The sequence below is a fragment of the Sodalis sp. dw_96 genome, from assembly GCF_018449575.1.
Taxonomy (GTDB): Bacteria; Pseudomonadota; Gammaproteobacteria; order Enterobacterales; family Enterobacteriaceae; genus Acerihabitans.
This window is the reverse complement of the sequence record NZ_JAAVUT010000005.1, coordinates 168,838-188,990: the sequence shown is the minus strand read 5'-3', so window position 1 is coordinate 188,990 and position 20,153 is coordinate 168,838. Positions and strand designations below refer to the sequence as shown.

The window sequence follows — 20,153 nt, the reverse complement described above, 5'->3', positions numbered from 1 at the left end:
TCGGTGGAGTATTCCCCGGACCCAGGGCGTCGCTGTCCGGAAAATAATGGCGGATAGCGATGTGTTAATGATGAAGTACCGCCAAACGTTGAATATTGATTTTTATGGCCGCCGCCGAATCATCAAACTGACGTTGCTCCAGCTCGTTAAAATCCAGCTCGATGATTTGCTCAATGCCGCGCTGGGTTAATACCGCCGGAACGCCGATGGCCAATCCTTCCTTGCCATATTCGCCATCTAATACGCAGGAGACGGTGAGCGCCCGATGGCTGCTGGTAAACAGGTTACGGCAGATTTCGGTAATGGTGCCGGCAACACCGTATTCGGTGCAGCCCTTTTGCGAATAGATTTCAAAGCCCAGCTGGCGGGTGCGTTCGCTCAATGCCGTAAAGTCCAGCTCCTGTCCGGTTTTCGACCGGCTGTATTCATTGAGCGTCATGCCGTACACCGACGAATGCGACCAGACCGGAAACTGCGTGTCTCCGTGTTCGCCGAGAATAAAGGCATCGACGCTTTGGGCCGCGATGTCGAAATGTTCGGCCAGGATGCGCCGCAAGCGGGTGGTATCCAGCCATACGCCGGTGCCCAGCACCTGATGACGGGGCAGGCCGGAGAGTTTCCACACCTGGTAGGTGATGATATCGCAAGGATTGGTGGCGACTAAAAAAATCCCCTTGAAGCCGTTTTGCATCATTTCCGGCACGATAAGGCCGACGATGCGGGCGGTACCGTCCAGTTCATCCAGCCGGGTCTGGCCGGGTTTCAGGCTGCCGCCGGAAACGGTGATCACCGCGATATCAACATCGGCGCAGTCGGTAGCCGGACGGGCGCTGATAATGATTCGGCCGGGCATATAGGCTGCGGCATCGGCGAGATCCTGGCGATGCCCTTCCACCAGGGACTGGTTCAGGTCCACCAGGATCAGTTCCTGGCAAATCTGCTGGTTCAGCAGCGCATAGGCGGCGGAGGATCCTACGTTGCCTGCGCCGATGATCATCACTTTACGTGGTTTCATACTGCCTGCCTTTATGATGAGGGAAATGAAATCCGCTGCCCGGATAAGGGCATGCCGCGTCTTCATTTATAGCATTTTTATAAATTAATGCCTAACGAACAAAATGCTATGCTGGACGCGGTATGTCTGTCCCGGCGTCTGAAAAAGTGAGCGTTATTCATGGTGCGTTATTTATGTTAAGAGTTGACTATGGTTCCAAGGCGCTATCCTGGTTGGCGAAAAAAGACAAGCGTATGGCCGAGGCCATTGAGCGTTTTGGCGTCATTAGCCGGCCGATGATGCCGGATTTGTTCGCTGCCCTGGTGCGTAATATTGTCGATCAGCAGATATCCACTAAAGCCGCTCTGACGGTGAATAATCGCCTGAGGGCGCTGGCGGTTGCCATCACTCCGGCCACCATGGAACAATTGACGGCGGAGCAGATTCAATCCTGCGGTATGTCGATGAGAAAGGCATTGTATATCAAGGGTGCGGCCACGGCGGTAATGAGCGGTGAGCTGGATTTGGCGGCTATCGGCGGGTACACCGACCAGGAGGTGATTGCGGCGTTGTCGCGTTTGCCGGGCATCGGCGTCTGGACCGCGGAGATGCTGATGATGTTCTCCATGGGGCGTCCGGATGTTTTAAGCTGGGGGGATTTGGCCATCCGGCGCGGCATGATGAATCTTTACCGGCATACTGAATTGCCCCGGGAGCGTTTTGAACGCTATCGTCGGCGCTACTCTCCTTATGGTTCTACCGCGTCGCTGTATCTGTGGGCGTATTCCGCCCCGGAATTCAGCCTGCGGCCAGTTATCCGGTCCTCAAAATAACAGCCGTGGTAGCTCCAATTCAGACTTCTGGCAAACGAGCGTGGAGTCAAAGAGGCGGGGCAGGGTGATAGAGGAGTAAACCGTCCGCGCCAGGGATGGCGCGGATCGAGCCTCCAGGGACGGATTTACGGCGTGTTTACGATCTATCGCTCTGTCCCGACCGGGCTCGCTGAGACGACTGTGCTGGCGGGCCTACCGTGCCATGTGGCGCTCGGTCGGGCGAAAAAACCACGCCTGCTTCGACCCCATCAGCGCGGTCTCCCTTTAACACGTTCTCGCTTTAACATGTGCTTTCTGCGGCACGCTTGCTGCGATAACGGATGATAGCGGGTACGGCCTGCCCTTTAGGCGCTGAGCCAGCCCAGCTTGATGACAAACAGCAGCGACAAAATCACCAGCGCGGCGTTCAGATCGCGATAACGTCCGCTCAGTAGTTTCACTACCGTCCAGGTGATGAAACCGAAGGCGATGCCGTTGGCGATGGAGTAGGTCAGCGGCATGGTCAGGGCGGTCACGGTGACCGGGGCGGCCACGGTGATGTCCCGCCAATCGATTTCCGCCAGGCCCGAGGTCATCAGCACGGCGATAAACAGTAACGCCGGCGCGGTGGCGAAGGCCGGCACGCTGCCCGCCAGCGGCGCGAAAAACAGGCTCAGCAGGAACAGGATGCCCACCACTATGGCGGTGAGGCCGGTACGGCCCCCGGCGCTGACGCCCGCGGCGGATTCAATATAACTGGTGGTGGTGGAGGTGCCCAGCAGCGAACCAAACAGTGCCGCGGCGCTATCCGCCACCAGCGCTTTGCCCATTTTAGGAATGTTGCCGTCTTCGTCCGCCAGTCCGGCGCGTTTGGTCACGCCAATCAGGGTGCCGGAGTTATCGAACACATCCACGAACAGGAAGGCGAATACCACGCTAATCATGGAGACGTCGAATGCCCCGCGAATATCCAGGTGCAGGAAGGTCGGCGCAATGGAAGGCGGCATGGAGAGCACGCCGCCCCAGGGGCTGAGGCCCACGGCGATGGAAATAAACGTGATAGCCAGGATGCCTATCAGCACCGCGCCCGGTATCCGCCGTGCTTCAAGCACCACGATAATGACAAAACCCAGCATGGCCAGCAGCGGGCCGCCTTTGGTCAAATCCCCCAGACCCACCAGGGTGGCCGGATTGCCCACGACGATACCGGAGCTTTCCAGGGCGATAATGGCCAGGAACAGGCCTATGCCTGCGGCGATGCCCGATCTGAGCGGCAACGGAATACTTCTGATAATCCATTCGCGGATTCTGAAAATGGATAAGGCGAAAAAGATCAGTGCCGACAGGAATACCGCCCCTAAGGCCACCTGCCAGGTATGACCCATATGCAGTACCACGGTGTAGGTGAAGAAGGCGTTCAGCCCCATACCGGGGGCCAGCGCGATGGGATAGTTGGCTATAAAGCCCATCAACGCTGAGCCGATGGCGGCGGCCAGACAGGTCGCCACGAACACCGCGCCTTTATCCATGCCGGTCGCGCTCAGGATAGAAGGATTAACAAACAGAATATAAGCCATTGCCAAAAAAGTGGTCAGCCCTGCCAAAATTTCGGTTCGAACGTTAGTACGATGAACCTTTAATTTAAAAATTCTTTCTAACATGGGAGTTATCTCATTGAAGTTGTCAGCACAGCCTAAGCAATAGCTATGCCATCATTCCGCCTGTTATCAGGCGGCGGCAAACCATGAAGCAGGCGCATTATATAAGGAAACAAGGAATTGGGCGCGTAAAAAGAGAGTGACTTTATCCCACAGCGGCATCTAAAGAGGGCCGGCAGCTCACTCTTTTGGTGCAATGGCACCGATCCGGTGCGCCGGAGCAGTGGTTTTGCGCCGTCGGCTGTCTCAAGGTATTGCTGGTGGTGACGTTTCCTTTCTTTTCATGTCCAATTCATTGGACAGTTCATCCCGTTGGCATAAAATCTGCATGTTAGTGTTATAACATTTAACAAAATAGTGTTAACAAAATAACATGACAGCCACGTCCACCCCATCAGACATTGTCGCCCGCATTGAGGCTTCATTTGTTCATCAGACGCCCTCCGGTAAACGGATTGCAAGCTGGCTGCTGGCCAATCTGGGGCAAATCCCCTTTGAGACCGCCGACAGCATTGCCCGTCGCGCCGATACCAGCGGTATTACCGTCGGCCGCTATCTGCGGCGCATCGGCTATCGAAATCTGGACGATTTCAAACGGGAGCTGCGCGAGGAGAGCGGAGCCCTTTACCAAAGCTGGGGGGTAACCGACCGTCTTGACGCCTATCGGCAGCGCAGCGAACAGCCGCGGCGGCAAAAGCTGCAGCAGTCCTTGGGACTGGAGCTGGAGGCCATTCAACACGCTTACCAACTGGCGCAAACCGAGACCTTCGATACCATCTGCCGTCAGTTGGCTGTCGCCGATGCGGTATTCGTGGTCGGCATACAGTCGACGCGGGGTATCGCCAACGCCTTTTTCAGCCATTTGGAATATTTGCGTCCAAGGGTATGGTTCGCCGACGGGCTGTCCGGCACCTATGTGGAGTCGCTGAATTCCGAATTCGCCCATCCTTATCTGGTGGTGACCGATACCCGCGCCTATTCGGTGATGGCGCGAAAATATTGCCAGGTTGCCAGTGAGCGCGGACTGCGGTTAGCGTTGATAACCGATCTTTTTTGCCCCTGGGCTCGGGATTATCCGGCGGATTTATTGCAGTTGAAAACCGATACCGGCCATTTTTGGGATGCGCTGTCGCCGTTCAGCTGCCTGTTTAACCTGATGTTGTCGGCGGTGGTGGAGCATCTGGGGGACGATATGGAACAGCGCCTGGCGGCCAACCGGCAATTGCAGCGGGAATTGGGCCAGTTTGAGCCTTAGTGGTAGCGGATACCCCTGAAGAACCTGGGAGTTATAGCCGTGGCATGTGCAATCCAAGCCTCGGCGCGATGAGTGCGACGATGTTGAGGAGACATCACCGCGGTCCGACGCGAGATCAATACTCTCTGTCGGCGGTAATGGCATGGCGGACCAGGCTTGGCGTTGTGAATGAGAAGAGAGCAGATGATGAGTGAAGACATTGAGCTGATTGATATCTCCCGTAGCCTGCCGGCGGTTGAAATCGATCTGAAATATGCCACCGCCGACAATATCACCGGCCGGGCGATTTACCGGGAAAACCGCTGTCTGCTGCATCCCGATGCGGCCCGGGCCCTGGCCCGCAGCGTTGAGGTGGCCTCTATGGCGGGCCTCACCCTTATTCTTTATGACGCCTACCGTCCTCGTGTGGCGCAACAGTATCTGTGGGATGCCTGCCCGGATCCACGCTATGTGATGGACGTTAACCTCGGTTCCCATCACAGTCGCGGCGTTGCGGTGGATGTTGCCTTGCGGGAGGGGCCGGTGTTGGATATGGGCAGCGGGTTCGATGAGATGACCCCGCGTTCCCAGCCGTTTTTCCCCGGTTTACCGGTGACGGCGCAGCGGCATCGCCTGTTATTGAACGCGATCATGGCGGCGGGTGGGTTTCGCGGAATCACCAGCGAGTGGTGGCATTTTGAGCTGCCCGACGCTGCCGGTTATCCGCTGCTCACCGATCGTTTTGGTTGTTATCCCCCCGGCAATGCGGAGTGAATTCCGCCGCCGGTACCGTTCCTGTCACTTGCTGGAGTCCTTGTATGAGCAACCCCGTAGCCAAGCCCTGGTCATTATTCAGTCGCACCTGCATTGCCGCCGCCGTCGCGTTAACCGTCTCGCTGTCGCCGGCGGTTCAGGCCGCGGTGCCGAAAGATATGCTGGTTATCGCCAAAGCGGCGGATCCGCAAAATCTTGATCCGGCGGTGACCATCGATAATAACGACTGGACGGTAACCTATCCCGCCTATCAGCGATTGATTCAATACAAAACCGCCGGCGGCAAGGGCTCCACAGACATCGAGGGGGATTTGGCGTCCGGCTGGACGGTGAGTGCCGATCAATTGACCTGGACCTTTACCTTAAAACCCGGGCAGAAATTCGATGACGGCAGCGCGGTGAACGCCGATGCGGTGAAGTGGTCGTTTGAAAGGCTGATGCAAATCGGCCAAGGCCCGTCGGAAGCCTTTCCCAAGGATATGGTGGTCGAGGCGGTGGACCCGATGACGGTGCGATTCACGCTGAAAACGCCGTTCGCGCCGTTTTTGTATACCCTGGCCAACGACGGGGCGGGCATCGTAAACCCGGCCATCGCCAAGCAGCATCCGGAGGACGGCGGTAAAGCCTGGCTGGCGGGCAACACCGCCGGTTCCGGGCCCTATAAGCTGGAGCGCTGGCAAAAGGGACAACAGCTGGTGCTGGTGCCCAACGGCTATTACAGCGGCCCCAGGCCGGCCTTTAATCGGGTCCTGGTGAAGATTATCGGCGAGAGCGCCACACGGCGCCTGCAATTGACCCGCGGCGATGTGGATATCGCCGAATCTCTGCCCATCGATCAGTTAACGGCGTTAAAACAGGAAAAAAAGGTGGCGGTGGATGAGTATCCTTCGCTGCGGGTGACCTACCTTTATCTCAACAATAGCAAAGCGCCGCTCAATCAGGTGGATCTGCGCCGGGCCATTTCCTGGGCGGTGGATTATCAGGGCATGGTGTCGGGTATTCTGGCGGGCGGCGGCAAACAGATGCGCGGGCCGATCCCAGAAGGGTTGTGGGGTTATGATCCCGCCGCCATGCAGTATGGCCATGATGTCGATAAGGCCAAAGCGGCGCTGGCCCAGGTGAAGGATAAACCGCAGTCGCTGGATTTCCTCTATTCGGTGAATGACCCCAATTGGGAAGCCATCGCCCTGTCGGTGCAGGCCAGCCTGTCGCAAATCGGCATCCAGGTGAAACTGGAAAAACTGGCCAACGCCACCATGCGCGATCGGGTGGGGCAGGGTAACTACGATATCGCCATCGGCAACTGGAGCCCGGATTTCGCCGATCCCTATATGTTCATGAACTACTGGTTTGAATCCGATAAAAAGGGCCTGCCGGGCAACCGTTCGTTTTACAGCAATCCACAGGTGGACGCCCTGCTGAAAAAAGCGGTGTCGGTAGCGGATCAGGCTCAGCGCACCGTGGATTACCGGGCCGCGGAGAAAATCGTTATAAACGAGGCGGCCTATGTTTATCTGTTCCAGAAAAACTATCAGGTGGCGATGAATAACGAGGTTACGGGTTTTGCATATAACCCAATGCTGGAGCAGGTCTTCAACGTCGCCCAGATGAGTAAAAAATAGGGATCCAGAGGTCATGGGCTTCGTTTATAACCCTATGCCGGGGCAGGTCCAACGTCCCGCGGATAAGTAAAAATCAGGGCCTCCGTCCGGTTTCCCTTCGATGCCGGACCATCCCGTTACAGGGGGAAATATGACGTTCTGGAGCATAATCCGTCAGCGCTGCTGGGGTCTGGTGGTGGTGGTGATAGGCGTCTGTGTCATTACCTTTATCATCTCCCATTTGATCCCGGGCGATCCGGCGCGGCTGTTGGCCGGGGATCGCGGCAGCGACGAAATAGTGCGGCATATCCGCCATCAATTGGGGCTGGATCAGCCGCTTTATCGACAATTCATTCGTTATATCACCGATTTGCTGCACGGCGATCTCGGCACCTCTATCCGTACCGGACGGCCGGTGGCGGAAGATCTGCGGGCCTATTTCCCGGCCACGCTGGAGTTGGCATTAACCGCCATGACCCTGGCTATCGTTATCGGCGTGCCGCTGGGCGTGTTGTCGGCGGTGTACGCCAACCGCTGGCTGGATCATCTGGTTCGCCTGCTGGCCATCAGCGGCATCTCCACCCCGGCGTTCTGGCTGGGGCTGGGGGTGATTATTCTGTTTTATGGCCGCCTTAACTGGCTGCCGGGGGGCGGACGGCTGGATGATTGGCTGGATCCGCCGCGGCATATCACCGGTTTTTACGTGCTCGACGCGCTGCTGACCGGTAATCGCGAGGTATTGGTCAACGGCCTGCAACACCTGATTTTGCCGTCGCTCACCCTGGCGTTTGTCCATTTGGGCATCGTGGCGCGCCAGATCCGTTCGGCGATGCTGGAACAGCTTGGGGAGGACTACATCCGCACCGCGCGGGCCAACGGGCTCTCCGCCGTGCGTGTGGTGCTGGGCCACGCGTTGCCCAATGCGCTGATCCCGTCGGTGACCATCCTCGGCCTTGCGCTGGGGGATTTGCTGTATGGCGCGGTGCTGACCGAAACGGTTTTCGCCTGGCCCGGTATGGGAGCCTATGTGGTGGATTCGATCCAGGCGCTGGATTTCCCGGCGGTGATGGGATTCGCGGTGGTGGTGTCATTTGCTTACGTCGTGGTGAACCTGGCAGTGGATTTGCTCTATTTATGGATTGACCCACGCATGGGCAGGGCGGCGCCATGAGTTCGCAAATCATCATCCCGCCGCCGGTGGCGTCGGCACCGCGGCTTCTGCGCTTGCGCCGGGTCGGCTGGAGGGTACGCCGCAGCCCGCTGACCCTGATTGGCGGCCTGATTATGGCGGTGGTGCTGGCGGTGACGTTATTCGCTCCCTGGCTGGCGCCGCAGGATCCCAACGCCATTGATTTGGCCCTGCGCCTGCAGGCGCCTTCCCCGGCACATTGGTTCGGTACCGACGAAGTGGGCCGGGATCTGTTCAGCCGGGTGGTGGCGGGCAGCCGGCAGTCGGTGGCGTCGGGTTTGGCGGTGGTGTTTATCGCCGGTACCCTGGGGTCCCTGCTGGGCTGTTTCTCCGGCATGGTGGGCGGACTGGCGGATGCGCTCATTATGCGCTGCATGGATATCATGCTGTCGGTACCGTCTTTGGTGCTGACCATGGCGCTGGCGGCGGCGCTGGGACCCAGCCTGGCCAATGCCATGCTGGCGATTGCGGTGGTGCGGATTCCTTTTTATGTCCGTCTTGCCCGCGGACAGACCCTGATGCTGCGGCATCTGCCTTATATGCAGGCGGCGCGGACCTTTGGCGCTTCACGATGGCATTTGATCAGTTGGCATGTGCTGCGCAATGTCCTGTCGCCGCTGGTGGTGCAGGCGTCGCTGGATATCGGCACCGCCATCCTGATGGCGGCCACCCTGGGTTTCATTGGCCTGGGGGCGCAACAGCCCACCGCGGAGTGGGGCGCCATGGTGGCCAACGGCCGCAATTACGTGCTGGACCAGTGGTGGTATTCCGCTTTTCCCGGCGGCGCCATCATGATTACCGCCACCGGATTCAATCTGTTCGGCGACGGCCTGCGCGATTTGCTGGATCCCAAAGGGCGGGGGCGCTAGATGAGCGAATCAGAGACGAATCCCGGCGTCGCGGGTCCGGTGCTGGATATTACCGCCCTGGAAGTGAATTTCCCGGTATACGGCGGCATGGTCAAGGCGCTGAACCGGGTAACGCTGAGGGTGGGGAACGGAGAAATCGTCGGGCTGGTGGGGGAGTCCGGTTCGGGTAAATCCGTTACCGCCATGATGGTGATGGGACTGTTGCCGAAGGGGAGTTTTCAGGTGGCCGGCGGCGGAATCCGGGTCTTGGACCGGGATATTCTTCAGGCCGGCGAGGCGGAGATGCGCACTCTGCGCGGGTCGCTGATGTCAATGATTTTCCAGGAGCCGATGACCGCCCTTAACCCGACCCGGCGCATCGGCAGGCAGATGTGCGAGGTTATCCGGTTGCACCAGCGGCTGCCCTTGCCGGCGGCCAAACGCAGGGCCATCACGCTGCTTCAGGAGATGCATATCGCCGATGCCGCCGGCGTCATGGAGCGTTATCCCTTCGAGCTTTCCGGCGGTATGCGGCAGCGGGTGCTGATCGCCATGGCGTTTTCTTGTGAACCGCAGCTGATTATCGCCGATGAACCCACCACCGCGCTGGATGTCACCGTGCAGCGGCAGGTGTTGTTATTATTGCAGCGCAAGGCGCGGGCCAGCGGTACGGCGGTGCTGTTCATTACCCATGATATGGCGGTGGTGTCGCAGCTGTGCGATCGGGTGTATGTCATGTATGCCGGTACGGTTGTTGAAAGCGGACCGACGGCGCAGGTTATCCGTCAGCCGGCGCATCCCTATACCCGCGGCCTGATAAACGCCACGCCGGAAGGCGCGATCCCCCGCTCGCCGCTACCGGCCATTCCGGGCACGGTACCCGATTTAACGCAGTTGCCGCCGGGCTGTGCGTTTCGCGATCGCTGCCGTTACGGCGACGACCAGTGTCAACGACGGCCGGCGCCGGATACCTTTCTGACTGCCGACGGCCAGCAGGCCGCCTGTTGGCATCCGCAATACCGACGGTTGGGGGAGATGCCGTGATGAACACCGAAACCTTATTGGAACTGCGGGATGTGCGGGTGCGTTTTCCCGTCGGCGCCAACTGGCGCGGCAAGGTCAAAAGTTATGTCCACGCCCTCAACGGCCTGGATCTGGCCATACGGCGCGGCGAGACGCTGGGTATCGTCGGTGAATCCGGCTGCGGCAAAAGCACGCTGGCGCAATTGATGATGGGCTTGCTGGCGCCTTCCGGCGGCGAAATACTTCGCGCCCGTTCCCCCGGATCATGGTATGGTTCGGGTATGCAGATGGTCTTTCAGGATCCTCAGTCCTCCCTGGATCCGCGCTTGCCGGTTTGGCGCACCATCACCGAACCGGTGTATGTGCAATACCACAACACGGTCCGCGAACGGCGTGCGCTGGCGGACACCCTGGCGGAGCAGGTGGGTATCCGCAAGGGCTATCTGGACCGGTTGCCCCATGAATTCTCCGGCGGACAGCGCCAGCGTCTGTCCATCGCCCGGGCGCTCTCTTCCGAACCGGATATCGTGGTGCTCGATGAACCCACGTCGGCGCTGGATGTGTCGGTGCAAGCGCAGATCCTTAACCTGCTGGTGGAGTTGCAGCGCCGTCGCCAACTGACCTATGTGCTGATTTCCCACAATGTTTCGGTGGTCAGGCATATGAGCGACCGGGTCGCCGTCATGTACCTGGGACAAATCGTCGAACTGGGGGACAGCCAGCAGGTTTTGAACCATCCCAAACATCCCTACACCCGCTTGCTGCTGGACTCCGTACCCCGCGCCGATCGCCCCCTCGGCGAAGCAGGCTATGGGGTGGAGGAGTTGCCTGACAACCGTCAGCTCCCCCAGGGCTGTTTTTTCCTGGATCGCTGCCCCTATGCCGGCGACGGTTGTCAAATGCCGCAGCGGCTGGAGGCCAAAATACCCGGCTTCGAGGTCCGTTGTCATCGGGTTTAGGCGGCTTTAAAAGAAAACTCTGCTACGCTTTTAATAGCGATAACCTCAGGATAACTACCTTTATGTTCAATAACCTTGCCGTTTGCCAGGCGGTGCTGAATGCCTTGCCTGATGCCACCTTTTTAAAGGATCGGGACTATCGGCTGGTGTTCTTGAACCGCAAGGCCTGTGAACTGTTCGGTAAAACCGCTGAGGAACTGATTGGCCAAACCGCGCTGGAGGGTCTGGATGATTTTCTGGTGTCGCATATTCTGGAAAGGGACAAGCTGGTGTTGGAAAACGGTGAGCCTATGGAATATGAAGAACGCGTTACGGGCCGGGATAACCAAATTACCGTCTTTATGGTGCGTTCGTCGCGGATCATGTTGAATTCACTACCCTATTTGCTGATTTCATTACATGATATTTCGGTATTACGCGAGTCCGAAGCCCAAACCCGCTATCTGGCTTATCACGATATTCTCACCGGTCTGCATAATCGTACCGCCCTGTATGAACAGCTGAATCATGTCGTGGCGCCGAGCGATAGATCGGGACAAACCGGCGGGCTGCTGATGCTGATGGATCTCGACGGATTCAAGAATATTAATGATACCTACGGACACCAGGCCGGAGATTTTGTGCTGTGCGAATTTGCCCGGCGTTTGCAGCATGTCGTGCCGGAAGACAGCTTGGTGGCACGGATGGGCGGCGATGAATTCGCGCTGCTGATCGGCAGCGATATCCTGCGTCAAGACGCCGAGTTGTTATGCCTGAAGATCGTAAAACAGACGCAATTACCCTTCACCATTACCGGCGCTTCGCCTTTTGTTACGGTATCCGTGGGCGTTATTCATATTGCGGAATCGGATACCACCGCCGGCGAGCTGTTGCGCAAAGCGGATGCCGCCTTGTATGAAGCCAAACGCAAGGGTAAAAACGTGCATTGTTTTTATTCCGAATCGCTGGATGCCAGCCTGACCAGCAAGCGGCGTATGGAAAAGGCCTTGGCTACCGCCTTGTCACGCAATAGCGGTATCAGCTGCGCCTATCAACCGTTGGTGCGGGCATCGGACAAGAAAATCATCGGGGTGGAAGCGTTGGCGCGCTGGGAAGATCCGGTGTTGGGGGAGGTATCGCCGGTTCAGTTTGTACCGCTGGCGGAAGAAACCGGCCTGATTATTCCCTTGGGGAAATTTATCCTGCGCCAGGCATGTCGCGAGATGCGGTGTTGGGACGTGCTTTCGGTGTCGGTTAACGTTTCGCCTATCCAGCTCAGGGACGGCGCCTTTGCCCGCATGGTGCTGGAGCTGCTGGTGGAGGAAGATTTCCCGCCTCAGCGGCTTGAGCTGGAGCTGACCGAAACCGCTATCATGAATTCCGATGCCAACAGCAAGGAGCAACTGATTGCCTTACGGCTCGCGGGAGTGAGAATTTCTCTGGACGATTTCGGCACCGGCTATTCCAGTCTCAGCCTGTTAAAGGACATTGTGGTGGATAGCGTGAAAATTGACCGATCGTTTGTTCAATTCGTCACGCAGTTAAAGGATACCGCCGCGATTGTGACCGCGGTATCCAATCTGGGGGTAAAACTGAATTTGCAGGTCATCGCGGAAGGGGTGGAAACGGAGGAACAACAGCAGTTTCTGGTGGATGCGGGTTGTACGCAATTGCAGGGCTTTTTATTCTCCAAACCCTTATCGCAGGAAAATCTTGAGCATTTGCTGACCGACAACGGGATGGATTGTCTCTCCCTTGCTGCAAAGGAAAAGTAAACGTATTCACCGCGGCTGATATGGTCGCCCTTTAACACGTTCGTTGCACGATCGGTGATCGCGGGCCTAGCGTGCCATGAGGCGCTCCGGCGGGCGAAAAAACCACGCCCGCTTCGACCTCATTGGCGCGCTCTCCCTTTAACACGTTCGTTGCACGATCGGTGATCGGGGCCTTATTCTGTTTCCGCCGTCTGGTTCAGGATAGCCGAGTAACGGTGAAACAAAAACGCGCATAGCCCCAGCGCCAGCGCGCAGAATACCGCGCCGACAAAGCCGATGTTCTCCATGCCGATGTGGAGACTCACCTGATTACCCAGCAGCGCTCCCGCACCGATACCGATATTGAATATGCCCGAAAAGAGCGACATGGCGACATCGGTGGCGTCCGCCGCCATGGTCAATACCTTGACCTGCATGCATAGCCCTATGGCGGTCATGGCGATACCCCATACCAGGCTGAGCAGCGAAATGCTTAACTCGCTAAAGGAGAGCGGCCGCAATAATATCAGGCAAATGAGCAGAACGCCGATGGCGGTAATCAATATCCCCGAGGGATAACGGGTGCTGAATCGTGAGAACATCAGGCTGCCGATAATGCCCGCCAAACCGAACAGCAACAGCACCATGGTGGTGAAGTTTTCGCTCATGCCAGCGATTTTCTGCAGGTAAGGTTCGATATAGCTATAGGCGGTGTAATGGGCGGTGACCACGGTGGCGGCGAGCAGATACATGCACACCAGCGCCGGCCGCCTGAACAATTCGGGCACGCTTTTCAACGAACCGGAGTGATGGCTGGGCAGCGTCGGCAGCAGTTTGAACAGGATCACCATAATCACGCAGGCCAGCACGCCGATGATCATAAAAGTGGTTCGCCAGCCCAAGGCTTCGCCAATCATACGTCCCAGGGGTAAGCCCAATACCATCGCCATGGCGGTCCCGGTGCTCAGCAAACCCAGCGCCTGCGCCTTTTTACCGCTCGGCGCCACCCGCATGGCCAGCGAAGCGGTAATGGACCAAAATATGGCATGGGCCATCGCCACGCCGATGCGGGCAATCATCAATACGCCGAAATTCCAGGCGAAGGCGGACACCACATGACTGGCGATAAAAACCAGGAAGGTCAGCATCAATAAGGTACGCCGTTCAATCCGGCTGGTAAGCAGCATAAAGGGCAGGGACATCAGCGCCACTCCCCAGGCATATACCGTCAATATCAGGCCGACCTGGGCGGCGGTCATGGAAAAACTCGCGGCGATATCGGACAGCAGGCCGATGGGAACAAATTCAGTGGTATTGAAGATAAACGCGGCCAGGGTCAAACTAACCACTCTTAACCAGGCGGTGGAACGGGAAGAACGCGATATTTGCATAAAAATAACAGCCAGAATTTTTGATGGAAACTAATACTCTCTTCGGCTGTTAATGATAGCGCGTTTTTCCCGCAGTGTTATCGGTAATTTGCCTGGTAATGGTTCTAAATGTAAATCGTAATGGCTCTCTTTGTTATTGCTGCTTTCGGGTTAACCTGCGATGGGTGGCCCGTCCGATGGCCCGTCACCGTTGATTTTAATGCCGGCAAGCGATGGATATGGTTAACCCGTGCCACGACTTCATGCCTTGATGGTTTGAATGCCCAGCGGATAATTGCGGCGAATAAGTCCATACAGCAGCAGGGACAGCCCGCCCAGCACCACCAATCCCCCGAGGATCATGAAACCCGACATATAGGAGCCGGTTGAGGCATAAACCCGCGCCACCATCAGGCCGGCCAGTGTCCCGCCGCCACCGGCGCCAATGCCGTTTACGATACCGGAAGCCGCGCCGATGGCGTGGGGACGGACATTGGATTGGATGATTGACCAGATATTGGGCGTAAAGCTGCTGGCGTAGTAACCCATGGCGACGGTTATCAACGCCAGCTTGAGATAACCATTATCCACCGCCGGCAATAACAGCAACAGAACCCCCGGAATCAGCAAACCCAACGCGGCGATAAGTATTCGTTTGCCGGTTTTATCGCTGATATACGCCATCGGGATGGCCAGCGCCACGGCGGCCAGATAGGGCAGTGCGCTGCCGAAGGCCTGCCCCATTCCGCTAAAACCAATGGATTTCACCGCCATCGGAATCCATAAGGTAATACCCCAGAACAGCATGCCTTGGGTGAGATAGGCAAAAATCACCAGCACGAAAGAGACACCGCCGAAAGAAGCCAGCGTCAGTTTGGGCGGTTTTGCCGCTGCCGCATCCTTGGGTTTTTCCGGATAGGGGGCATCGGCGGTGCTTAATAATGTTTTGGCATAAAGCGGAACCATGATAAACAGGCCAATGGCGCCGCACAGATAAAAAAGATTACGCCATCCCAGCGCGGCGTGAATCGGCGTCAGAATAATGAAGCCCAGCCCCAATGCCAGAAATTGGCCGTAATACTGAATAACGCTGTTCGCCCGGGTCAATTCATTGGGGGAAAACCAGAGTTTGACAAAACGTGACTGCTGCGGCCAGTAGATTCCTTCGGCTACCCCCAGGACCAAACGGCAAATCACCAGCAGCATGACCGATTGCGCCATGCCGGTGATCAGGGTGGAAACCGACCATAATCCCATCATTAAAACCGCAACCGTTTTCGGATCGAGGCGGGAGGTAAAAACACCGCCGAATATATTGGCAAAAATGTAGCCGATCAGAAAGGCGGTTAATACCCAGCCTGAAACAGTGGCGAAAGTAGCACCGGAAAAACCGAGGTCATGGGCTACCGAGGGTAACGAGACGGATAAATTTGTTCGATCGATATAAGAAACAAACATGCCGAGCATAAGCGTTCCGCCGATACGTAACCAACGAGCGTTCATAATGTTATCCTCGAGTAAGCAGTTTAAAATCCGTTTTGGCGGAATACTTTTTCGCCGGCGAGAAAGGTCATTTGTGGTATGAGTAAATTCTCCCCTGCCTGTATTTCGCCGTGAATATCGGTAAAAGTTGCGTTCCGTTGGGCTAATTTAAATAATGCGATATCGGCACATGCGCCGGGAGCAAGAGTACCGATTTCCCAAGGCATTTTCATAACCCTGGCAGGCGTTGCCGTGCAGGCGGCGATAATGTCGTAGAGCGGCATGCCCAGGGCCAGTAATTTCGACATCACCCAGGGTAAATTAAACGTCGGTGAGGTATTAAAACTAAAGCGGGATGAATCGCTGCTGATAATATCCGGGTAAAAACCGTCATTAATGGCGCTTCGAGCCGTTTTTATGGAAAAATGGCTGCGGCCGTGGGCACAGTCAAAAATAACCCCCCGTTGGCGGGCTTCTTTTACCGCCGTCAGGACATGGCCGTCGCCGCCGATGATGGTGCTGCCCTTACCATGAAAGGCGTGGGCATAAATATCCCCGGATCGGAAAAGCCCCACCAGCTCCTGGGTGGAGACCACCGGATCGGTGGTATGTACCGCCACGGAGCAGCCCAGTTCCTCCGCCAGCGCCACCGCGGCGTGCATCGGCTTGACCCCGAGTTCACCCACCACGCCGGCTTCCTGTTTGATTTTCAAGCCCAGCAGCGTATCCGGATAACGTCGGAATAAAGCTTTGATTTTAGGGATATCATATTTAGCCGGATCCTGGTTTTCCTCGTCCCAGGTTTGTCCGGGTGATGAGGCGGCCAGAAAGCTTTTAATTCTGACCAGGCTTTGGGAAATAACCTGCCGGTGAAACGATTCATAATTTGCGCAGCCGGCCGAACCGGCATCCACCACCGTGGTAACGCCGTAGGGCAAGGTGGCTAAATCGGCGGGAACGCTATATTCAGTGCCCCGGTAAAACACATGGGCGTGGAAATCGATTAAGCCGGGGAACAGGTAATAACCCTCGGCATTGATAAATTCAGTGGCGGAAGAGGGGGGTGTATCAGGGGCGACAATACGGTCACCGATAAAACGTAGCGGTTGTATTCCGTCTATCCCTTGCGCCGGATCAATGATATGTGCGCCGGTAATGAGTATATCTGGATTCAGCATTGTATTTTCTAGAGCGGGAAACTCTAGCCTGCAACAAAAGTATGAGGGGTAAAGGCAGTATTTCATTGCGGCATGGCCTATTCATTAGGCGAATGCATAAATTGCTATTGATTAAAAATCGGTTTTGGGCGGTATTTTACAAGGCAATGTCTGTTTGATCACAATTTCAAGGGTTAATTTGAAGTGGATCACAGCGCTATTTTTTTGGGATTTTTTATTGCGGGAATAATGAAAAGTATTTTTAAGATTTTTAATAATATATTTTAAAACCCGTCGGGGATCATGACGGTTGTGGCATAGCACTACGGCGGGTGGAAAACCACGACCGCTTCGGCCCGGCCTCAGCAAACGCGGTCTCCCTTTAACAGGCTTGATTCAAGCACCGTCGATCGCGGGCCTACCGTGCCATGTGGCGCTCGGTCGGGCGGAAAAACCACGCCCGATTCGACCACATTGGCGCGGTCTCCCTTTAACAGGCTTGATTCAAGCACCGGTGATCGCGAGCCTACCGTGCCATGTGGCGCTCGGTCGGGCGGGAAAACCACGCCCGATTCGACCACATTGGCGCGGTTTCCCTTTTACAGGTTCGTTGCACGCTCGGTGATAGCGGGCTCACCTTGGAGTTCCGACTTAAAATCCCGCCGGGCTTTGCCGGTATAAACCTGATGCGGCCGGTAAATCTGCGGCCGCTGGCTGTGCATTTCGCTCCAGTGGGCAATCCAGCCGGTGGTGCGGCCCACGGCGGAAATAACCGTAAACATGGAGGGCGGTAATCCCATGGCTTTCAGGATAAGCGCGGTGTAGAAATCCGCGCTGGGATAAAGCTTGTTCTCCAGGAAATAGGCATCGGTCATGGCGATATGCTCAAGTTCGATGGCCACTTGCAGCAGATTGTCTTCCATGCCCAGTTCGGCCAGAACCTCATGGCAGGTTTTACGCAGAATGGCGGCGCGCGGGTCGAAATGATGATAAACGGAATTGCCGAAGCCCATTAAGCGGAAGGAGTCATGGCGATTTTTGGCGCGATCGATAAATGCCGGGATGCGATCCACCGTGCTGATCTCTTCCAGCATGCGCATGCAGGATTCATTGGCCCCGCCATGCAAAGGACCCCACAACGACGCGAGGCCGGCGGCGATGCAGGCAAAAGGGTTCGCCCCGGAAGACCCGGCGGTTCTGACGGCGGTGGTGGATGGACACTGTCCGTGATCCGCATGCAGTATCAGGATGCGGTTCATGGCGCGTTCCAGCACCGGATTAACCTCTGACTTTTCCGCCGGGATGGCAAGCAGCATATGCAGGAAATTGCCGGCATAGGAAAGCGCGTTATTAGGATAGACCGCGGGCTGTTCGATGGAATATTTATAACACATCGCCGCCACGGTGGGCATTTTGGACAGCAGCCTCACCGCCGCCAGTTCCCTGTGTTCGGGGTTATCCACATCCAGCTGATCGTGATAAAACGCCGCCAGCGCCCCTACCACCGCGCACATCAGCGCCATGGGATGGGAGTCGCGGCGGAATCCGCTGAGCATGCGGCTCATCTGCTGATGGATCATGCTGTGGCGGGTGATGGTCTCGTTAAAAACGGCGTACTCCGCGGAGGACGGCGCCTCGCCATGCAACAGAATATAACAGACTTCAAGAAAGGAGCATTGGGCCGCCAACTGCTCCACCGGAAAACCCCGGTGCAACAGCACGCTGTTACGGGCGTCGATAAAGGTAATGGCGGATTCGCAGCCGGCGGTATTGATAAAACCGGGATCGTAGGTAAAAAATTCCTCGGCGCCGAAAGGTCGGATATCCAGCGCCGCCGGTCCCCCGGTGCCGGCGTTAAAGTCCAGTACGACGGCCTTTTGGTCGTTGAGGATGAGGGTTGCTTTTTTTTCGGTCATGTTTTTTCTCCAGCCCAAATTTTAGACAAAACAGAACCTGTGGGTGAGTTCTGAAATCGCCATCCCATAATGATTTTACATTACTCGTCTGGAGAGGATTTAACCAGAGGAAAGCCCGTGGGGGACAATATTCAAACAGACCGCATGGGGCTGGCGGTCATGGCGCGATGGCGTATGGGTCCGGCCTGGCCGGGGTATGCTATCCCGACAGGGGAAGTGCGGGTCCGGCCGGGTCAGAGCCGCCGGCTTACCTCCGGGCCGAAGCCATGGAGGGTGAGCGCCGATCCCTGAAGTTCGACGATGGCATAAGGCGTCTGCTCCGCGCCGTCAACCATGCCCTTGAGGGTGATGAAATCGGTGCCGTCGATGCGCTGGTAACCGCCACTGTGCTGATGTCCGCCGAAATAGGCCCGCACCTGATATCGGCACAATAGCGCCGTCACGATCTCGTCGTTCCAGAGATTATGGGTGTTGACCGGGGCAACAGGATAATGCCCGAAAACAATCACCGTTTCCCGACGGGTTTGGGCCTCTTGCAGGGTTTTTTCCAGCCATTGCAACTGCGCCTGGCCCAGCGCGCCGTTCCAGCTCTGCGCCTGGAGTTTGCCGTCGGCGGTGAGCTGCGCCAGCATTCGCTGCGCCGCTTGACGATCGTCGCCGTTGGCCTGGTTGCAGTACAAACTGATATCGTTGCCGTCAATCACGATAAAGCGATAGCCGTTAACCAAAAAGTGGAAATAGTGCTTCGGCAGCCCCAGCGGCGGTTGCCGGCCGGCTAAATAGCGGGAAAGGGTATCCGCATCGTGATTGCCCATGACCGTCACATGGGGATGTCGCAACCGGCGGTAAAGCGGCAGTATATCCCCATAACTGGACCATTGGCGGTCCACCAGATCTCCCAGGGTGGCGACGAAGTCCAGCGGCGATTGGTTAAGGTCGGTGATGGCGGCGGCCAGCTTGCGTAAACTGTGGCGATAATAACGCAGATGGCGCATATCGGGATCCGCGTCGGCATATTGCGGATCGGCCATCAGTCCAAAGCGCACCCTGCCGGGGGGGGTGGTTTCGGCAAATCCGGGCAACCGGTAAAACTCGCCGACCTCCCCCAGCGCCTGCCAGTGCCCGTCGGTCAGTAGTGTGTTCATCATGTTCTCCGCCCATGGCTGACGCTGTAGGCCAGTCGTCGCGCCAGAAAGGTCGTTTCTTCCTGTCAGGACATCAAAAGATAGAGTGGGGGTGTGACGGTTTTATAGCAACATTATGACGGTTTTATGGCAAAGGCCGACCGGCTATAGTGTCAACAAGCTCAACCCGCCGGTATTCTCCGTCGGGTCAGACTGCCGACAAAGTACTCGGAGTTAATCAGGAGAGGCAGGTTGCCAGAAGAGTAAACCGTCCGCGCC

At 56.9% G+C, this 20,153-nt stretch carries 16 protein-coding genes; 9 read left to right on the top strand and 7 right to left on the bottom strand.

Annotation, left to right across the window (positions count from 1 at the left end):
- Window positions 1-64: 64 nt before the first annotated feature.
- Window positions 65-1,015 (bottom strand): L-lactate dehydrogenase, encoded by a 951-nt coding sequence (locus HB631_RS10590; protein ID WP_255556919.1) that lies wholly within the window; start codon window positions 1,013-1,015, stop codon window positions 65-67.
- A gap of 173 nt (window positions 1,016-1,188) precedes the next feature.
- On the opposite strand from HB631_RS10590, the gene HB631_RS10585 reads away from it, so the two are divergent.
- On the top strand, window positions 1,189-1,827 hold the full coding sequence (locus HB631_RS10585; RefSeq protein ID WP_213991108.1) for a DNA-3-methyladenine glycosylase 2 family protein: 639 nt from the start codon (window positions 1,189-1,191) through the stop codon (window positions 1,825-1,827).
- Between the two features lie 344 nt (window positions 1,828-2,171).
- Here the strand turns inward: HB631_RS10585 and HB631_RS10580 are convergent, their stop codons facing one another.
- A complete protein-coding gene (locus tag HB631_RS10580; protein ID WP_213991107.1) occupies window positions 2,172-3,467 on the bottom strand; it encodes an NCS2 family permease in 1,296 nt (431 codons plus the stop codon).
- 370 nt (window positions 3,468-3,837) lie between these two features.
- Between HB631_RS10580 and HB631_RS10575 the strand changes: the two genes are divergently transcribed.
- The 8 genes from HB631_RS10575 to HB631_RS10540 all read left to right on the top strand — a co-directional run bounded on the left by HB631_RS10575 (window position 3,838) and on the right by HB631_RS10540 (window position 12,846).
- Window positions 3,838-4,719: a MurR/RpiR family transcriptional regulator gene (locus HB631_RS10575; protein ID WP_213991106.1), complete on the top strand. Its 882-nt coding sequence runs from the start codon at window positions 3,838-3,840 to the stop codon at window positions 4,717-4,719.
- A 186-nt stretch (window positions 4,720-4,905) separates the two neighbouring features.
- Window positions 4,906-5,472, top strand: a complete 567-nt coding sequence (ddpX, locus tag HB631_RS10570) for a D-alanyl-D-alanine dipeptidase (protein ID WP_213991218.1) — start codon at window positions 4,906-4,908, stop codon at window positions 5,470-5,472.
- A 44-nt stretch (window positions 5,473-5,516) separates the two neighbouring features.
- Window positions 5,517-7,094 carry an ABC transporter substrate-binding protein gene (locus HB631_RS10565; RefSeq protein WP_213991105.1) on the top strand — a complete coding sequence of 526 codons (1,578 nt, stop codon included), beginning with the start codon at window positions 5,517-5,519 and terminating at the stop codon, window positions 7,092-7,094.
- 130 nt (window positions 7,095-7,224) lie between these two features.
- Window positions 7,225-8,244 carry an ABC transporter permease gene (locus HB631_RS10560; protein WP_213991104.1) on the top strand — a complete coding sequence of 340 codons (1,020 nt, stop codon included), beginning with the start codon at window positions 7,225-7,227 and terminating at the stop codon, window positions 8,242-8,244.
- Complete coding sequence (gene ddpC, locus HB631_RS10555) at window positions 8,241-9,131, top strand: D,D-dipeptide ABC transporter permease (RefSeq protein WP_213991103.1); 891 nt, start codon at window positions 8,241-8,243, stop codon at window positions 9,129-9,131. The genes HB631_RS10560 and ddpC overlap by 4 nt, the downstream gene beginning before the upstream one ends.
- Window positions 9,132-10,154: an ABC transporter ATP-binding protein gene (locus HB631_RS10550; protein WP_213991102.1), complete on the top strand. Its 1,023-nt coding sequence runs from the start codon at window positions 9,132-9,134 to the stop codon at window positions 10,152-10,154.
- A complete protein-coding gene (locus HB631_RS10545) occupies window positions 10,154-11,092 on the top strand; it encodes an oligopeptide/dipeptide ABC transporter ATP-binding protein (protein ID WP_213991217.1) in 939 nt (312 codons plus the stop codon). The genes HB631_RS10550 and HB631_RS10545 overlap by 1 nt, the downstream gene beginning before the upstream one ends.
- Window positions 11,093-11,154: 62 nt before the next feature.
- Window positions 11,155-12,846, top strand: coding sequence for an EAL domain-containing protein (locus HB631_RS10540; RefSeq protein ID WP_213991101.1), 1,692 nt, complete (start codon window positions 11,155-11,157; stop codon window positions 12,844-12,846).
- A gap of 173 nt (window positions 12,847-13,019) precedes the next feature.
- Here the strand turns inward: HB631_RS10540 and HB631_RS10535 are convergent, their stop codons facing one another.
- The 5 genes from HB631_RS10535 to HB631_RS10515 all read right to left on the bottom strand — a co-directional run bounded on the left by HB631_RS10535 (window position 13,020) and on the right by HB631_RS10515 (window position 19,895).
- Window positions 13,020-14,210: a sugar transporter gene (locus HB631_RS10535; protein ID WP_345945706.1), complete on the bottom strand. Its 1,191-nt coding sequence runs from the start codon at window positions 14,208-14,210 to the stop codon at window positions 13,020-13,022.
- A gap of 246 nt (window positions 14,211-14,456) precedes the next feature.
- Window positions 14,457-15,698 carry an MFS transporter gene (locus HB631_RS10530; RefSeq protein WP_213991099.1) on the bottom strand — a complete coding sequence of 414 codons (1,242 nt, stop codon included), beginning with the start codon at window positions 15,696-15,698 and terminating at the stop codon, window positions 14,457-14,459.
- 23 nt (window positions 15,699-15,721) lie between these two features.
- The gene (locus HB631_RS10525) at window positions 15,722-16,855 is read right to left on the bottom strand and encodes a metallo-dependent hydrolase (protein WP_213991098.1); all 1,134 of its coding nucleotides are present in this window, start codon (window positions 16,853-16,855) and stop codon (window positions 15,722-15,724) included.
- 578 nt (window positions 16,856-17,433) lie between these two features.
- The gene (locus HB631_RS10520; RefSeq protein ID WP_213991097.1) at window positions 17,434-18,750 is read right to left on the bottom strand and encodes a citrate synthase; all 1,317 of its coding nucleotides are present in this window, start codon (window positions 18,748-18,750) and stop codon (window positions 17,434-17,436) included.
- A 233-nt stretch (window positions 18,751-18,983) separates the two neighbouring features.
- Window positions 18,984-19,895: a metallophosphoesterase gene (locus tag HB631_RS10515; protein WP_213991216.1), complete on the bottom strand. Its 912-nt coding sequence runs from the start codon at window positions 19,893-19,895 to the stop codon at window positions 18,984-18,986.
- Between the last annotated feature and the right edge of the window lie 258 nt (window positions 19,896-20,153).

What these genes read in the sequence shown, in the direction of transcription:
- ddpX (WP_213991218.1), top strand. Translation starts at nt 4,906, where the DNA reads ATGAGTGAAGACATTGAGCTGATTGATATCTCCCGTAGCCTGCCGGCG.
- ddpC (WP_213991103.1), top strand. Translation starts at nt 8,241, where the DNA reads ATGAGTTCGCAAATCATCATCCCGCCGCCGGTGGCGTCGGCACCGCGG.
- HB631_RS10520 (WP_213991097.1), bottom strand. Translation starts at nt 18,750, where the DNA reads ATGACCGAAAAAAAAGCAACCCTCATCCTCAACGACCAAAAGGCCGTC.
- HB631_RS10580 (WP_213991107.1), bottom strand. Translation starts at nt 3,467, where the DNA reads ATGTTAGAAAGAATTTTTAAATTAAAGGTTCATCGTACTAACGTTCGA.
- HB631_RS10565 (WP_213991105.1), top strand. Translation starts at nt 5,517, where the DNA reads ATGAGCAACCCCGTAGCCAAGCCCTGGTCATTATTCAGTCGCACCTGC.
- HB631_RS10550 (WP_213991102.1), top strand. Translation starts at nt 9,132, where the DNA reads ATGAGCGAATCAGAGACGAATCCCGGCGTCGCGGGTCCGGTGCTGGAT.
- HB631_RS10540 (WP_213991101.1), top strand. Translation starts at nt 11,155, where the DNA reads ATGTTCAATAACCTTGCCGTTTGCCAGGCGGTGCTGAATGCCTTGCCT.
- HB631_RS10530 (WP_213991099.1), bottom strand. Translation starts at nt 15,698, where the DNA reads ATGAACGCTCGTTGGTTACGTATCGGCGGAACGCTTATGCTCGGCATG.
- HB631_RS10515 (WP_213991216.1), bottom strand. Translation starts at nt 19,895, where the DNA reads ATGAACACACTACTGACCGACGGGCACTGGCAGGCGCTGGGGGAGGTC.
- HB631_RS10525 (WP_213991098.1), bottom strand. Translation starts at nt 16,855, where the DNA reads ATGCTGAATCCAGATATACTCATTACCGGCGCACATATCATTGATCCG.
- HB631_RS10575 (WP_213991106.1), top strand. Translation starts at nt 3,838, where the DNA reads ATGACAGCCACGTCCACCCCATCAGACATTGTCGCCCGCATTGAGGCT.
- HB631_RS10585 (WP_213991108.1), top strand. Translation starts at nt 1,189, where the DNA reads ATGTTAAGAGTTGACTATGGTTCCAAGGCGCTATCCTGGTTGGCGAAA.
- HB631_RS10560 (WP_213991104.1), top strand. Translation starts at nt 7,225, where the DNA reads ATGACGTTCTGGAGCATAATCCGTCAGCGCTGCTGGGGTCTGGTGGTG.
- HB631_RS10545 (WP_213991217.1), top strand. Translation starts at nt 10,154, where the DNA reads ATGAACACCGAAACCTTATTGGAACTGCGGGATGTGCGGGTGCGTTTT.
- HB631_RS10590 (WP_255556919.1), bottom strand. Translation starts at nt 1,015, where the DNA reads ATGAAACCACGTAAAGTGATGATCATCGGCGCAGGCAACGTAGGATCC.